Source organism: Bacillus sp. AK128, assembly GCF_053903075.1.
In genome coordinates this window covers 3,890,566-3,907,092 of the sequence record NZ_CP096379.1, presented here as the reverse complement: position 1 = coordinate 3,907,092, position 16,527 = coordinate 3,890,566, and the positions used below count along the sequence as shown (strand labels likewise).

Annotated in this window: 10 protein-coding genes and 3 pseudogenes; 10 read left to right on the top strand and 3 right to left on the bottom strand. The window is 33.5% G+C overall.

Translation table 11 applies throughout. The features are described from left to right. Positions 1-65: 65 nt before the first annotated feature. The 5 genes and pseudogenes from M1D60_RS19590 to M1D60_RS19570 all read left to right on the top strand — a co-directional run bounded on the left by M1D60_RS19590 (position 66) and on the right by M1D60_RS19570 (position 5,846). Positions 66-367 (top strand): annotated as a pseudogene (locus M1D60_RS19590) (nucleotide pyrophosphohydrolase). Between the two features lie 307 nt (positions 368-674). Further along, positions 675-1,907 carry a DUF5780 domain-containing protein gene (locus M1D60_RS19585; RefSeq protein WP_456276507.1) on the top strand — a complete coding sequence of 411 codons (1,233 nt, stop codon included), beginning with the start codon at positions 675-677 and terminating at the stop codon, positions 1,905-1,907. 387 nt (positions 1,908-2,294) lie between these two features. Next, on the top strand, positions 2,295-4,238 hold the full coding sequence (locus M1D60_RS19580; RefSeq protein WP_456276506.1) for a hypothetical protein: 1,944 nt from the start codon (positions 2,295-2,297) through the stop codon (positions 4,236-4,238). Then, positions 4,228-5,073 carry a hypothetical protein gene (locus tag M1D60_RS19575; RefSeq protein WP_456276505.1) on the top strand — a complete coding sequence of 282 codons (846 nt, stop codon included), beginning with the start codon at positions 4,228-4,230 and terminating at the stop codon, positions 5,071-5,073. The genes M1D60_RS19580 and M1D60_RS19575 overlap by 11 nt, the downstream gene beginning before the upstream one ends. Before the next feature lie 2 nt (positions 5,074-5,075). After that, positions 5,076-5,846 carry a DUF6339 family protein gene (locus M1D60_RS19570; protein WP_456276504.1) on the top strand — a complete coding sequence of 257 codons (771 nt, stop codon included), beginning with the start codon at positions 5,076-5,078 and terminating at the stop codon, positions 5,844-5,846. 89 nt (positions 5,847-5,935) lie between these two features. On the opposite strand, the gene M1D60_RS19565 is transcribed toward M1D60_RS19570, so the two are convergent. From M1D60_RS19565 to istA, 3 genes and pseudogenes are all read right to left on the bottom strand, one after another. Beyond that, the gene (locus M1D60_RS19565; protein WP_456276503.1) at positions 5,936-6,256 is read right to left on the bottom strand and encodes a hypothetical protein; all 321 of its coding nucleotides are present in this window, start codon (positions 6,254-6,256) and stop codon (positions 5,936-5,938) included. Between the two features lie 13 nt (positions 6,257-6,269). After that, on the bottom strand, positions 6,270-7,031 hold the full coding sequence (gene istB, locus M1D60_RS19560; protein ID WP_456276502.1) for an IS21-like element helper ATPase IstB: 762 nt from the start codon (positions 7,029-7,031) through the stop codon (positions 6,270-6,272). Continuing rightward, positions 7,028-8,617, bottom strand: a pseudogene (gene istA / locus M1D60_RS19555) (IS21 family transposase). Before istA ends, istB begins: the two are co-directional and overlap by 4 nt. Positions 8,618-9,019: 402 nt before the next feature. Between istA and M1D60_RS19550 the strand changes: the two are divergent. The 5 genes and pseudogenes from M1D60_RS19550 to M1D60_RS19530 all read left to right on the top strand — a co-directional run bounded on the left by M1D60_RS19550 (position 9,020) and on the right by M1D60_RS19530 (position 16,479). Then, complete coding sequence (locus tag M1D60_RS19550) at positions 9,020-11,056, top strand: hypothetical protein (RefSeq protein ID WP_456276501.1); 2,037 nt, start codon at positions 9,020-9,022, stop codon at positions 11,054-11,056. A 402-nt stretch (positions 11,057-11,458) separates the two neighbouring features. Beyond that, entirely contained in the window at positions 11,459-13,255 is a 1,797-nt protein-coding gene (locus tag M1D60_RS19545; protein ID WP_456276500.1) for a GmrSD restriction endonuclease domain-containing protein, read from the top strand. A gap of 110 nt (positions 13,256-13,365) precedes the next feature. After that, the gene (locus tag M1D60_RS19540; protein WP_456276499.1) at positions 13,366-13,728 is read left to right on the top strand and encodes an HIT family protein; all 363 of its coding nucleotides are present in this window, start codon (positions 13,366-13,368) and stop codon (positions 13,726-13,728) included. A 17-nt stretch (positions 13,729-13,745) separates the two neighbouring features. Next, entirely contained in the window at positions 13,746-14,072 is a 327-nt protein-coding gene (locus tag M1D60_RS19535) for a pyrophosphohydrolase domain-containing protein (protein WP_456276498.1), read from the top strand. Further along, positions 14,065-16,479, top strand: a pseudogene (locus M1D60_RS19530) (DEAD/DEAH box helicase family protein). The gene M1D60_RS19535 and the pseudogene M1D60_RS19530 overlap by 8 nt, the downstream one beginning before the upstream one ends. The last annotated feature ends 48 nt before the right edge of the window (positions 16,480-16,527 follow it).

Genomic DNA, 16,527 nt, shown 5'->3' with positions numbered 1-16,527 from the left:
AATTTCTAACAAACAAAGAAAATGCTAAAATATAATTACAAATATATACAATCAGAGGAGTAACAATGAAAGAAATCATCCGAAAAATCACCCAATTCCGAGACGAACTAGGTTGGAAGGAATATCACAACCCAAAAAATCTAGCCATTTCGAGTTCACTAAAAGCAAACGAGCTTCTAGTGAACTTCCAGTGGAGAAGTAGTGAGGAAGCTACTTCTGAATCTATGCAGAATATAAATTGAAGAGATGGCAGATGTACTTATTTATCTACTGCCAGCTAGCGGACAAGCTAGATGTAGATTTAGAAGAGGAAGTACATAAGAAGATGGACAAGAATGCGATAAAATATCCTGTTAATAAAAAGTAGGTCTACAGGGGGATGTATTGAATAAGAGGAGATCTACCTATGAGCCAAGTAGAGATAAAAACATTCCCATTTAACAAGGCATCAATAGATAGTATTAGTAAAGAAAGTTACGTTGAATATCCTGTTGTGTACAATTATTGAAGTATGTGATGAGCATATAAAAGATGTTCAAATAAGAAGAGCTTTGATAAACCAATTTAGTTTTATAAATAGGCGAGAAAACTGATATTGTTTTTGTTGATTAAGAACATTTATTTTTAAATTTAATTTGGTAAAAAGTAGAAATAATTATACTGGGGGAAGTCAATTGATATGTAGAAGATGTAACTCGGAAATTCAAAAGGATGATTTATTTTGTAGCAAGTGTGGAGCTCACTTACCAATTCAAGAGAATGGAAATGAAGTAATAGAAAAGTCGTCTAAGACCTTGTTTCGTATTGGCAAGAATAAAAAAACTATTTATTTATTTTCCTCAATTGCGCTATTAATGAGTGTGGTAGTACTTCTTTCTATCTTCTTACAAAATCCTGTGAGAAGTTTCAAACAAGACATAAAAAATAATAACTATTCTGATGCAATTGAAATCTATGATCAAAAAATTAAGGGGAACAATGAAAAGGAAAACCAGATAAAGCCAATTCTAAAAGATGAAATATTTAATATTAAGAAACTGTTTATCGATGAGGATATTGACTTTAGAAATGCGAAAGAGAGAATTGAGAAAATAAAAACCTTTGGCTTGATACCTCAGGATGTAAAAACTATAATCACCGAAATTGAAAGTCTTAATAACTCAAGGATTTCTTATAAAAAGGCTGTAGAATTCGAAAAGGGTAAAAACTATATTGATTCAATTAAAGAATATAAAAAGGTTATAAGAGAAGATGAGGATTATGAGTTAGCACAAAAACAAATAGAGAAAATAGTAGAGAACTATAAAGTTGATGTATTAAAGCAAGCTCAAGATAGTGCAAATTCTCAGGATTATGACAAGTCTGTTTCATTACTTAAAGAAGCTTCTTCAATAGTACCAGATGATATTGATATTACTGCAATGTTAACAGTCTATGAGAAGAAATTAGTGGAGAAAAATGAAACGGATAGAAAACATAAAATAGAGAATGCAAAAGCAGAGCAGTTGATTATAGTTGAGAACGCAAAAATTATGGTTCAAGATGCAAATTATAAGACATTATATCCTGATATGCTCCAAGCAATTATTACAAATAAATCGGACAAAACAATAAAGAATATGAAAGTTGGGTTCTTGGGATTTGATAATAATGGATATCCAGTTAAAATCATAGCGAATTTTGATTTCTCTGGAGGTAATTATGAATTTGTTGGTGATGCTGATGATGTAAACATTATTAAGGGAGGGAGATTTGGAGAAAATGTTGGATGGGAACTCAGTGAAACACATGGGATATCAAAAGTTTTAGCACTAGTAAAAAGTACATCATTCTATGATGGCTCAACCTGGGAAAACCCATATTATCCATATTGGATAGAAGAATACAAAGAGAAACCACTTCATTAGTAAGAGGCATTAAGACAAAAGGAATCAAAAATAGAGAGGTGAATGATATAACAAGAAATTAAGTAATGCTGTTTACTCGCACAATAAGCAAATCGACATAAATATAGAAATGAAAAATTTGAAGAGATGGAAGCTTTTATTAATGCACTACAAAAAGAAATTTTAAGTAGAATGGATATTTCATCTGGTAATTAAATGATTTTATTAAACTCTAGTGAATATCGACTAGAGTTTTTTTATTTGTACAAAATACGATGACAATATCTAACTTTAGTAAACCTATAACTTTTCTAGTAAAATAGCATTATACGAAATTTGTCAATTACTAGCTTATTTTGTTGTGAAGCTAGATATATATATATTCAAATATGTACTGGAGAGATAGCCATGACAACATACTGGAATTTCCCATCTGCTACTGGTGGAATGATCAACTCCATTAATAATGCGGGATTAGAAACTTTTAGAGGGAATGCACTTGATGCTTTAACAAGAGAAATTTGCCAAAACTCACTGGATGCTGTAAAAGATACTACGCAACCAGTATTGGTAGAGTTTAATAGTTTTACGATTTCAAGCAACCAGTTTCCTAATCGAAACGAGTTAATAGATGTATTTAAACAATGTGATCTAACCTGGAAAGGTAACAACAAGAAGAGTGAAGATTTTATTCAAGATGCATTAGCCATCTTGAACCGTGATGAAATAAATTTTTTACGTATAAGTGACTATAATACGAAGGGGCTTGAAGGTGCAAAAGAAGGGAAGTTAGGATCACCTTGGTCATCATTAATAAAAGAAGCGGGTTCTTCCAACAAAGGTGAAAGTTCTGGTGGAAGCTTTGGAATCGGAAAATCAGCGCCATTCTTAAATTCTAACTTACGAACTTTGTTTTATTCTTCTTTTGATGTAACAGGATATGAATCTCATATTGGTGTTGCAAATATAATGTCGTACCGAACAAGAGATAATGAGATAACATTAGGTAATGGATACCTTACCAATAATCCTAATTCACTTGCCATTCATGGTCAGTTAATGCTGGATCAAGACTATAGGAGAGAAAGTACTGGTACCGATATCTATGTTTCAGCTTTTGAACCAAAAGGTAACTGGGAAACAGAAATTAAACTCTCTATCTTAAAGAACTTCTTTATTACTATATTTAATAATAAATTAGTGGTTAAGATTAACGGGTTTGAAATCAATCAATATAACATTGGTGAACTGATCCATGAGTTAGAGGACAATGAGGAAAATCAATTCTTAAAGAGTTACTATACTGTACTAACTTCAGAAAAAGCATTTAAAATATTATACCCAGAACAGAAATATCCACAAGGTATTCATTTTCACGAAGGTGAAGCAACTTTATATCTAATAAACGGTGAAGATTTAAATAGACGGGTACTCATGACTAGAAAGACTGGAATGCGTATATTTGAGCAGAAGAATATAAATGGCTCTATTTCGTTTACAGGAATTCTAATGATCACAGGTACAAACATGAATAATATTTTCAAGCAATTAGAGAATCCTGCTCATAATGAATGGGCCCCCGAGCGTTTTGAAAAAAATCCTAAACTAGCAAAGAAAATATTTTCGGAATTAAGAAAGTTTATTCGAGATACAGTAAAGAGTCAATTCCAGGAACAAATTACGGATGAAATGGACGCGGTGGGTTTAAATGACTTCTTACCGGATACAAGCTTTGATTTAACGGGTTCAACCAAGAAGAGCGAGTCATTAAACTCTTCTATTAAATCAATCGTGACGAAAGAAGTGAAGCAAGAATCTAAACGCCAAGCTAACCGAAAAGGAAAAGAGACAAAGGATATTGAGGATCAACTAGCTGGAGAGTTTGGTATTACACCTTCAGGTAATGAAGGTGGCAATGGAAATGGTAGTAATGAAACGGAAGGCGGTAATGATGGATCCGGAGTTTCTAATCCTGGTGGGGAAAATGAAGTGAACAAGGACGAAGCTGGTGATCTAGATAAGAAAAAGGAAAGAAAACCAAGTAAGGATCCAATTCGAATTACACAAAGATATCTTTGTATGGATAAGAGCAATGGCAAGTACAATTTCCTTATCTCACCTACCAAAACACTTGAAAGCGGTCGGTTAGTCTTCAAGGTAGTTGGTGAACAAAGCGATTATGATTTACCAATAAAAAATGCATCAACGAATGACCACAATGTATCCGTTGAGAAGGTTAGTTCGAATACAGTATATCTTCAATCACTTGTTAAAGATCAACGATTTACATTGCAAGTGGACATCGATTACTCTGACTACTGTGTATTGGAGGTAGAGTTATATGAAAATTAGTACTTCCTATCCATATCCGGTTCTTTATATGAATAATGATGATTATATCAATTCCAGTTTCCATGGTCAGATTGGGATTACTGAATCATTCGGTGAAGTGAAAATCAATGTAAACTTCAATCTATTGAATGAAGGAATTCAAAGATTAGTAGAAAACGAACAAGCAGTTTATTTAGTTCATATAGAATGTCCACAAACAAGTTTTCGAAACGCGATTAAATCTAGCAGAAATGTGATGGAGATTGGAATTCCTACTGAAAAACTACGAGGGAAACTCCTAATTCATACCTTTATCATTGCCAATGAACGAATAGCTAACTATACAAATGAATCATTAAATGAATGGTACAAAGATAGTCCTATTACCTATGAAAAAGGGAATATTCTAGCGATTGGGGATGCTATCGAAACAACTTTGTTTGAGGATAATAAAGAGCTATTAAACTTACCTTCCATTGTAAAGGTAACGAAATCATTAAAGAATGAATTTATGGAAGTAGATATTCATTCAAATGTTATTACGATTTCACTTCCTGAGTATGAATACAATCAGTACGCACTTCATTCGAAATCCAGATTCAAAAGCACAATTCTAGCTTCAGTGATCGTTCCTAGCTTAGTTTATGTGTTTTCTAAAATAAAAGATAGTCGTGAGGATTTGGAAGAATATAAATGGTACCAAGTGCTAGAGAACACGTTTGAAGCAAACAATTATCGACTAGAAGATGTAGGGACAGACTCATTGTCATCACTAAAAGCAGCTCAACTAGTATTAAGAAAACCAATCAAAACTAGCTTCCTAGAAATTGAGCAGCTTAGTAAGACGGAGGACTAATTATGAAAATGAAATTCTTATCCGATGAAACTCTTATTGATTTAAGGACAAACTATGATGCTTATAAAGAGCATTATTATAATAAGAACGATCAATGGTTTAACGATTACTTTAACCAAGAAGGAAGAGTACTAGAATCCAAGATAGACTTAAACATGGACAAGCTAAACTTGAATGAGGATTATGCAATTAGTGATAAGGAGAACGTTAAGGTTATATACGAGGCACTAAAGGATCTTACCGTTTCACAAGCTACTCAAGAAAGACTTTGGTCAGGCTTAGCTCATCTTCAGTTAAGAAATTTTTCATACTATCGTTTAAAGAATGAACTAGAAAATAAAAACGATCAACGTATTAATACAGCCTTGTTTTTCAAAAATGGTAATAAGAGATCTCTGTTTGTTCATATATTAGCTCGATTATGGTGGGTTGGGTACATGACCTATGATAAAGATCATCCTACCAATCCATATTGGCTAACAGAATTCTTCTGTGAAAAAGACTTTTCTGCCAGATCAGTTGTTTTCTTTTCTAGTAACCTTACTTCTAATCCTAATATTACAAAAGGTATTCTTAAAACGCTTGTTAAGTGGCAGCAAAGTGGGATTAATATAACAAGGGATCATTTTGTTCAGGCAAATAAGTATCTAAACGTTGTTGGTGGAGCGATGATATTAGATATGTTGTCTAGTGAGGAAGTTGAGGAAATGGTTAGTAGTTATCTCTATAGGTATTATGGATTGTTAGATTTTGAGTTAGTTTCAATTAAATAGCTCTCTGTAATTGTCAACTCAAAATTCCACCACATAATCATTTAAAATTCCCCCACCTAATTTTTCCAGTTAGGCAGAGGAACGACTTATTAAAAGGGCAGTTTCTCTAAGTGAACTTCTAATTGCTCTATTATTCTAGCCTTTTCATTCCGCAGATTTCTAATTTCGTTTTTTAGATTTTTATTTTCTTCAAGCAATCTATCCATTTTTGTTTTTTCATCAATTCCTTCTTCATAAGGAGTACCTTTCCATCTACACCATTCATTAAACTGATATAAATCTTCTTCACTTACAGAAGATTTTCTTTCGGTTTGACTTTCTATCAACCACTGCTGGACTAGATTCTCTTCGCACTTCACTCCATAAGACCGAAAGAAAATCATAGTCTCCACTGCTTCTAATCTTTTCATTAATAATTCTCCCTTACCCTAATTGTTGTTTTGCTAGCCACTCTTTTGTTTGTTTCATTCGGTAAGAGTTGCCGTTCATATTTACAAAATAACTTTGATGGGTCAACCGATCAATCATGGCAGCTGTCATAATCGGATCTTGGAAGATCTCTCCCCATCTCTCGAAGGATAGATTTGTTGTAATGATAGTTGATTTCTGTCCAGCCCTCAGTGAGAGGTGAGTAAACAATAACTCAGCTCCTTCTTTATCAAATGAGATGTAGCCCATTTCGTCCGCTATCACGAGGTCAAATCTCTCGAATCGGTTTTGAAAAGAACGAAGAGTTCTCTCAGATCGACATTCTTTAATCTGATTAATCAATAAGGGAACCGTAGTAAACCAAACCTTATAACCTTCCATGCAAGCTTTTAACCCTAAGCCTATGGCCATGTGCGACTTACCAGTACCTGGATTACCTGCTAAAATTAAGTTCCTGCCTTCATTTATGAATTCTAGCGTTTTAAGGTGTTTATATTTCTTTTGGGCATCTTCAGGTAAATCTTCGACTGAAAGATCCTCTAAATATTTTTTATAAGGAAATTCTGCTCTTCTAATTCGATTATATTGTGCATTTTCCTGACGGAAATGTAATAGTAAAGCTAGAAACTCTTCATATGATGTTTCTTTTTGATTCGCGTCTTTAATGACCTCTTGAAAAGTCTGTTTGATCATAGGTAACTTTAACTCACTTGTGTAAGTACAGATCTCATCGATTCTTTGTTTTGATTTGTTCATGCAATGGCCTCCTGTTTTCCTAGTGTCTCAATCTGGAATAGCTCATCATACTTTTTAAGGTGAGCAATAGCTTGATCATTTATTTCCTTTGATTCCTTTGAAATAGGCAGACTGGAGGATAATTTCGTTTTATTCTTTGCACATAAAACTTTAATCTTGTCTGTTGTTACATGCACAGGATTAATTCGGCGAAGCTCTTCAATACATTGTTCAATTTCACTAACACTTGATTCTCCTTTTAAATATTGTATTAACTCTACAAATTATCTCTCGCGGCTGATATAATAAGTCTTGTATATATTTTTTAGTTTTTCGTCTGCCTGTTGTAATGCTGTGCTACCAGCTAATGCACCAGGCTTTTTCTTTATCGTTTCTAGATAATGTTCAAGTTGTAGCCTCCACTCATGACACCCAGTAAGACGGACATGATCAGCTATCTTATTCCCCTCATAGAAACAGAGAACTCGATTTGAATAGATTTTCACTGTTACCTTTTGTTCGACTAAATGATCAGGAACCGAGTAATGGCTTTGATCAATGACGACGGTTGAATATTTGTCCACGCGCACGTCTTGGACACGAGCTGCATCGAACGGATGGGGAAGAGGGAGGAAAAGTTCCTGTTCTAGTATGAGAGACTGTTTCGCAGTCTGATTTTGGTTGGATGGCTGTGGTTTTTGGTTAAGCCGTTCACAAACTTGATACAGATATTGATTTGCTTCTTCAAGGGTTTCAAAGGTATCACGGAACGCAAATGCTTTTCTTCGGATGACTTCAACGCTTCGTTCAACATGCCCTTTTTCATTTCCACGGCGAACATTACAGAAGCGATAATCGAACCCATAATAGATTGATAGCTTTAAGAGGCCATCTGTTGGCTCTTTTTCTGTACCAACAAAGCGTTTAACAGCGACCCTCATATTGTCATAGACCATTGTTTTATATACGCCATCAGTTTCTTTAAAGAAGAGAACATGCGCTTCCTGGAAGCATTCCATCTTCTGCTTCGTAAATAAGAAGGCCATTCGGAAGTTCCCAAAGGCAGATGTAAATACCGCCATTTGAAGCTTTGTCCACTTTCCGTTTATGTTTACTTTCACTTCACCCCAATCAAACTCACAAATATCTCCTGGTAAATAGGAGCCTTTGATGAAAGCCTCTTTAACTTTCTTTTCTATCTTACGAATGGTTCGAAGAACCGTACTATAGCTAATTTCTATACCTTCGGCATCCAAAGCCTCATAGATGTCTATAGGTTTCTTTAATTGTTTTCTCAAACCCTTTTGCTTTTTCTCATCATTCTCCCTAAGATGATCCATAATTTGTTGTTTAATTTCCGTTGTCATAACTCGGCTTGTACGATTTTCTACTTTATATTTTGGAGATTCAACTAGTTCTTGTATCAGCTCCCCAATATGAATAGAATCTTTGTTTTCTTCAATTTCTTTCCGCCTGTCTTCATACTCATTTATGTATTTACTAACTGTTTTACGGTCAATTTCAAGCATTCTAGCAATCTCTCTCTGCGATCTGCCCTCCCTTAAATACATAAGTAGGACCTCTTGTTTCTTCTTCAATGTAATCAACTCTCCAGACTCCCCACATAATGAATATTTTTCTTTGTGGGATTATTATATACTGGGGGATTTTTCAATGACTACTGTGGTCCATTTTTAGGTTACTATAAACAGCTCTCATTATTTATTTATGGGCAAAGGTGTTCTGGGATAAAATCAAAAGGGATTCTATCCCTTTTTTTATAGGTCCAAGGTCCACCTATTAAACATATTAAATAGTTAAATTTAATTAATGTACGATATTTAAGAATTTTGTTAAATGTTATCCTTACTTTTTCCCATACTGTATTCAGTATTTTTAGAATTGGGATATATAAAATATTACTTCAAATAAAAAATATATTGACACTAATTAAAAGATTTATAATAATAATGGAAAAGGTTTACATTATTAAGGTATGAGGTGTTTATATGTACTTTATTGAAACATCAGAGTATCCAAAGATAAGAGACTGGGATACAAAAGTTTTCTCGATGCCTAAAATTCCACGAAGTTCAAAAGGTTACCCAGAAGCATTAAAGGTTATATTATGTGCACTTAAAGAAAATAAAGCATATACTAAGCCAATTGAAATTGAAGGTAGCAATAGAAAAGATACATTAGACCGTTTATTTGTTTTTTTGCGTCCTACTGGTATTGTAAAAAAGAGGTTAAATGGCGAATGGGAAATGTCAGAAGAAATTTCGAAGTGGCTAGAAACAGAAGATAATTTTTATTTAGCTGCTATTTTAAATGCTAATATTAGATTTTTTTCCGAGATTCTTCATATTTTATCTAAAAAAACTGCTCAGATCCAAGAAATAAGAGATATTGCGAGAAATGATTATAAATTGCCCTGGAAAGAGAAATCCGAAATACATAATAGATTAGGTTGGCTAAGGGATCTAGACCTTGTCAAGTATGAAGATTTTTCTTTTACCTATAGCATTACTGATATGGGTGAGAAATTTCTAAACTTAGTAGGTTACTTTAATCATGAAAATATTGAAGTTGAACTCGATAGTACTATCAATGAAGCAGAAGTACATATATCAGAGTGGGCATTAGAGCTATGTGAATTATCTTCTGAAGAAAAGTTAAAAAGGAAAAACGGCTTTGGATATCTTCCTGGAAATGTTTATGCAATGCATGACACTGTTTATGCCTATTTATTACTAATGGCTAATCCAACAGATATTAGAACTATAAAAAATTATTCTAATGAAACTTACGGTATTAAGGAAAGCTCGGTTAACGCACTATTAACTACCCTCTCAAATCTAGGTTTTATTGAAAGAAAAACTAAGACACAGTTCCAAACAACTAGCTTGGGAAGGAAGTTTCCAACCGATAATTTTGAATTAGATTTTGCATGCTGTGTTAATCACAAATTCAACTATGTATTTGAAATACTTGCAGAACTTAATCAAGGAGATTTAAGCCTTAAGGAACTTTCTGCAAGAGGAAAAGTTTCTTATAATTTTTCATATCAAGACCATACAGAACTCCGCAAAAGGTTACATATTCTAAAGACAGCTAATTTAGTACAGGAGATTGGCACTGAATTATATGGGCTAACAAACCGTGGATGTAACTTCTATGATTTAATAAAAGATCATATTTCAGTAAATACAATAGAAAAATCACAAACGAATAATTCTAAGATAGAATATGAGAATCCTAGTTATGTGGATAACTGTTTAAATGAAATAAGGTTAGCATCTAAAGATTCAACAAATCCTGAGCGTTTTGAAAAAGCTTTAGAGGTGGCATTTAGATTATTAGGGTTTAAAGTTGAACATCTAGGTGGTGCAGGAAAAACGGACATTCTTCTAAATGCACCAACAGCCCCTAAATTTGCATACTCTGTAACAGTAGATGCGAAATCAACATATCATAGTGTTGTTTCAGAAAGTTCAATTGATTTTGATACTATTGTTGAACATAAAAACAATCATGGAGCAAATTATGCTGTGATAGTGGGTACAAAATTCCAAGGAAATCGATTGATTGATCGAGCAATAAATCGAGATGTAGTTCTCATTGATGTTGACTCTTTGGGAACATTAATTAGACTTCATATTGAAGTGCCATTAAAATCAGATTCCTATAAAAAGATATTTGAACAAAAAGGATTAGTAGACTTAACAGTTCTGGAAGAAGACCGTAATAAAATAACTAGAGAAGGATTGTTGCTTCAGGCAATATTAGAATGTTTATCAGAGCAAAGTAGCGATCCTTTTACTAAAGGAATTGTACAAGCTCGTGAAATCTATTTACTGTTGAAAAATAATGATAAATTCGATACTCCTCCTGATTTAAATGAGATACAATTCATGTTAGAGTTTCTTTCCTCTCCATTAATTTCTTGCGTTGGAAATGCTAAAGAGGGTTATTATGCATTAGGTTCTATTGAAGATGCAGCACAAAAATTTGACTTTTATTTAAAAGCATGTAAAACGTATTAATATAAGGGGCTAGGAATTGGAATCAAAAGTGATATTACATTTCCATTGGTTTATAAATTGCATCCATGTGACTTTACGCCAACATCGATAGGAAATTGTTCCCTTGTATATCGGGTTTATTGTTATTGTTATTATGAATAATATAAAAACATTAATCTTTATATGGATTTCAAAGTATATCTAAAGTAAAAACTACTCTTGTGATTAAAAAATGGATAATTAGCACTCTAAGTTAAAAGAATTTAACATGTACTCTATTACAAAAAAGGTACATGTTTTTTTATTGGAGGGAATTTGAATTAATTGTCGAAATAAAATTAATATCTGCTAATTTTTAGAAATAAACAAATTACTAATGATCATGTAGAAGGTGTGAAGCTCAAATTAAAGGTGGTGTTATCTATGGCAAAATATATTGTTAATAATGGTTCAATAGATATAATTTTAGGATGGATTAAAGCTGGTGAAATAGCAATTCCAGAAATACAAAGACCTTTTGTATGGGATTCAAGTAAAGTCAGAGATCTAATGGACTCACTATATCAAGGGTTTCCAGTTGGTTATATTATTACTTGGAGAAACCCAGATACGAAGCTAAAAGATGGAACACAATCAATGGGGAAGAAAATATTGATAGATGGACAGCAAAGAATTACTGCTATGACTGCAGCGTTATTAGGAGAAGAAGTTGTTGGTTCAGATTATAAAAAGAAAAAAATTCGTATTGCTTTCAATCCTAAAGAAGAGAAATTTGAAGTTACTAACCCAGCAATTCAAAAAGATGTTGAGTGGATCAGCGACATCTCTAGTGTATTTAAAAGTGGATTTAACATGTTTGGTTTTGTAAATAGTTATTGTCAGAGTAATAATATTCAAGACCAAAACAGTATTGGGGAGATCATAAATAAATTATTACATATTCGGAATAGTAATTTAGGTATAATTGAACTCTCACATGAACTAGACATAGAAACGGTAACAGAGATTTTTATCCGAATAAACTCCCAAGGTGTAGTTTTAAGTCAAGCTGACTTTGCTATGTCAAAGATTGCTGTAAATGAAAATTACAATGGTGTACACATTCGAAAGACAATAGATTACTTCTGTCACTTAGCCAAAAATCCAGCTGATTATTCTACAATTGCATCAAACGATACGGAATTTGCAATAACTGATTATTTTAACAAAATTAAATGGATAAAAGATCATAATGAGTCTCTTTTTATACCTGATTACTCTGATTTACTTCGTGTGGCCTTTACCTCTAAGTTTTACAGGGGAAGGCTTTCCAACCTGGTGAGTTTATTATCTGGAAGAGACTTTGAGACTAGAGAATATAAAGAAGAAATTGCTGAAGCTTCTTTTAAAACTTTAGAAGAAGGTGTACTTTCATTCGTCAATGAAACAAACTTTAAGAGATACTTAATGATTGTTAAGTCAGCAGGGATTATTAATAAGAGTCTTATACGTTCCCAAAATACACTGAATTTTGGTTATGTATTATATTTATTGCTGAAGGATAAGAAGGTTGACCAGGCTATCGTAAATAAAACAGTACGTAAATGGCTAGTGTTATCGATGCTAACAGGACGTTATTCTGGATCACCTGAATCAATGTTCGAATTTGATGTAAGAAGATTTAATAATTCGTCAGATCCACAAAATTATGTTAAAAACATTGAAGAGGGAGAGCTTTCAGATGCATTCTGGAACAATATATTGGTTACTCGATTAAATACCTCTGTTGCAAGTAGTCCATATTTTAATCTATATTTAATGGCTCAAATTAAGAGTGGAGATAAAGGGTTTTTATCTAAAGAAGTAGAGGTTAAACATCTAATAGAAGAACGTGGAGATATACACCATATTTTTCCTAAAAAATATTTGCAGAAAAATGGATACAACAATAGAGGTCAGTATAATCAGATTGCCAATTACGCATACACACAGCAAGAAATTAATATTACGATTAAAGACCAAGCTCCTAATGTTTATATGGAAAAAGTTAAGGAACAAATCAATTCAGACAGTAATAGGTACGGTGAGATCAAAGATATTAATGTACTTATGGACAACCTTAAGCAAAACAGTATACCAGTAGAAATATTTGATATGGACTATAACAGATATGATGAATTCTTGGAGTTAAGAAGAAAATCAATGGCTGGTAAAATTAAAGAGTTTTATTTTTTGCTCTAATAGTTTAATGAAACAATAATTAATCAAAAAGTATGTCACCTCGACATACTTTTTTTGATAAAATCAATTTGTAAGTATATTTCCAATTATTTAGGAACGAGGTTAGATTTATGACATGCCCATTCTGCTCAATAACAGAAAAAATCCTAGAGAATGAACTAGCATTTGCTATCTATGATAAATATCCGGTCTCAAATGGACATCTATTAATCATTCCTAAACGACATATTGCTAACTACTTCGATTTAACTAGTGAAGAAAGATTAGCCATTGATGAACTTTTATATAGAGGTAAAGATTTGTTAGATAAACAATTTACGCCAGATGGTTTTAACATTGGAATAAACTGTGGAGAAACAGCTGGGCAGACTATTTTCCATGTTCATGTGCATTTAATTCCACGTTATAAGGGAGATTTAGAAAATCCTCGTGGTGGTGTTAGAGGGGTTATACCAGATAAAAGAATCTATTAATCAAGAGGAGATCTAAGATGCCAGTATATAACAAGCTTGTAAGAGATTTAATTCCAGAGGTTATTGAAAAGACAGGAAAGTCTTTCACCACAAAAATTCTTAATGATGAAGAATACATAATTGAATTAAATAAGAAAGCAGAAGAGGAACTAGGAGAATATTTAAATGCTACAGACCAAAAGGAAGTAGTAGAGGAATTAGCAGATCTACTAGAAGTTATGCATGCGATGGCTCAGTATCACGGCACTACTATAGCTGAAATTGAAAGAATAAGAGAACAGAAAGAAATGGATAGAGGTGGATTTAAGGACAAGGTTTTACTAATTGAGGTTAGTGATGAGTAATACCCAGTTAATCACGAGTAATTTGATCGAAGAGTTAAAGGTTAGAATTCAAGAAGCCTCTTCTATATATATACTAAGTTCCTTCTTAATGAAGTCCGGGGTACAGCTCTTGGAGGAGCCACTAAGAGAAGCGGTTACTCGTGGAGCTGAAATAAAGGTTTGTACAGGGGATTACCTATACATTACTCAGCCGGAGGCAATTGAAAAATTGCATAATATCCATTCAGGAATTGAGTTAAGACTTTGGAAGAGTTATGGTGTTGCCTTCCATCCAAAGGCTTATATGTTTCAGTATAAAGATAATGGGACGTTAATCATTGGGTCATCTAACTTGTCTAACTCTGCATTAACAAGGGGTGTAGAGTGGAATGTTTTGTTAAAAGAAACAACAAATGAAGAAACATTTGAATTAGCATTGAGGCAATTTATTGAACTCTTTTATTCCGATCAAACCATTTCGATAAATGATGAAACGGTTAAGCTTTACCAAAAGGATTATGAATCCTTTCACGTGAGTAACCCTCATTTGCATCATAAAATGACGAAGCAGGAAGAAATAAATATTATGTTTACCCCAACCCAAGAGGAACCTCAACCTGATAGAATTGCTGAGGAACCATCTCCTTATGATGTTATCAATCCGAGGTTCGCTCAAATTGAAGCTCTGGAACAACTAGAATCAACAGTAGAAGAGGGCTATAACAAAGCAATGGTAGTAATGGCAACAGGACTTGGTAAAACTTACTTGGCTGGTTTTTTCTCTCAGCGATTTAGGCGTATCTTATTTGTAGCCCACAGGGAAGAGATATTGAACCAGGCTAAACTTTCATTTCAAAAAGTAGATCCTAACAAGGCTTACGGTATCTACAATGGAACAGAAAAAGATCCAGGTGCAGAGGTGATCTTTGCCTCTATCCAGACGTTAAGTAGAAAGAGGCATTTAGAAGTTTTTCAACGAGATGAATTCGATCTCATCGTGATCGACGAGTTTCATCACGCTGCTGCACAATCCTATCAACGTGTACTAGATTATTTTCAACCTTCTTTTTTGTTAGGGATTACAGCCACACCGGATCGGAATGATAGTAAAGATGTATATGCGATATGTGAAGGAAATGTAGCCTACCGAATTGATTTTATGGAAGCCATAGAACGTCATTGGCTAGCTCCGTTTCATTATGTTGGTGTATACGATGAGACCGATTACTCGAAAATCACCTGGCTAGGGAAATATTATGATGCAGAAGAGCTTTTAGCTGTCCAATTAAAAAAAGATATGGCTGAGAAGGTGCTAGAAGCTTGGGTATCTAATAAGCAAACCCGTACATTGGGTTTCTGTTCATCTATTCGCCAAGCAGAGTTTTTATCACAATATTTTCTGCGAAAAGGGTATCGTTCAGTAGCACTTCATTCTCAATCAAATACTTCTAGAAAGCAAGCTATAGATCAATTATCCAAGGCAGAAATCGATATCATTTTCACCGTTGATTTATTTAACGAAGGTGTCGATATCCCGTCTGTAGATACATTATTATTTGTACGACCAACAGAATCATTAACTATTTTTACACAGCAAGTAGGACGAGGACTACGCCTACATCCTATTAAAGAAAAATGTGTGATTATTGATTTAATTGGTAACTATCGTAATGCAGATAATAAGCTAAGTCTATTCGATCTATCACCAAGTGATAAAAAGGGTGAAAATAGACCGTTCATTCCTCAAGTACCTGAGAATTGTACTTTTGATGTAGACTTACGTGTGATAAATTTACTTGAAGAACTTTCTAAGAAGCACCAGCCTAGAAAGGACAAGTTATTAGCAAACTATCGCCAATTGAAAGAGGAGATTGGCAGAAGACCAACATATCTTGAGCTACATTTAAAAGGAACAATTGACGTAAATGAATACAAGTAGGAATTTAAGACATTTATTGCATTTTTGGATTGGGCTGACGAACTGTCTGATGAAGAAATTGAAGCCTACAATGAGTATAGAGATTGGCTAATTGAAGTTGAAAAGACAATTATGACAAAGAGTTATAAAATGGTAGTTTTAGCAGCTATGTTAAGGAGAGGTAAGAAAACTTGGTTCAAACCCATTACTCCAGAAGAAGTAGCGCCATTTTTTCACCACTACCTAACAGAAAAAGAATACCGCAAACGAATTGATTTCTCAGACAAAGAGTCAATGACCTTATGGGAATATGATCAGAAAAAGGTTAGTAGACTTATTTCCAGAATGCCGATGAGTAAATGGGGAGGAAACTCTACTTTTGAAAATAATTATTTTGATCTCTCTTTGAATGTGAAACAGCAACATGAAGACATAATATATAAATGGACCAAGGAGATTTGTGAATATCGTCTACATAGGCATTTTGAGAGAAGGCAGACAAAAGAATAAAGTTATATGAAATAATCTCCATAATATTTCTTAGACTATAAAAGTAAA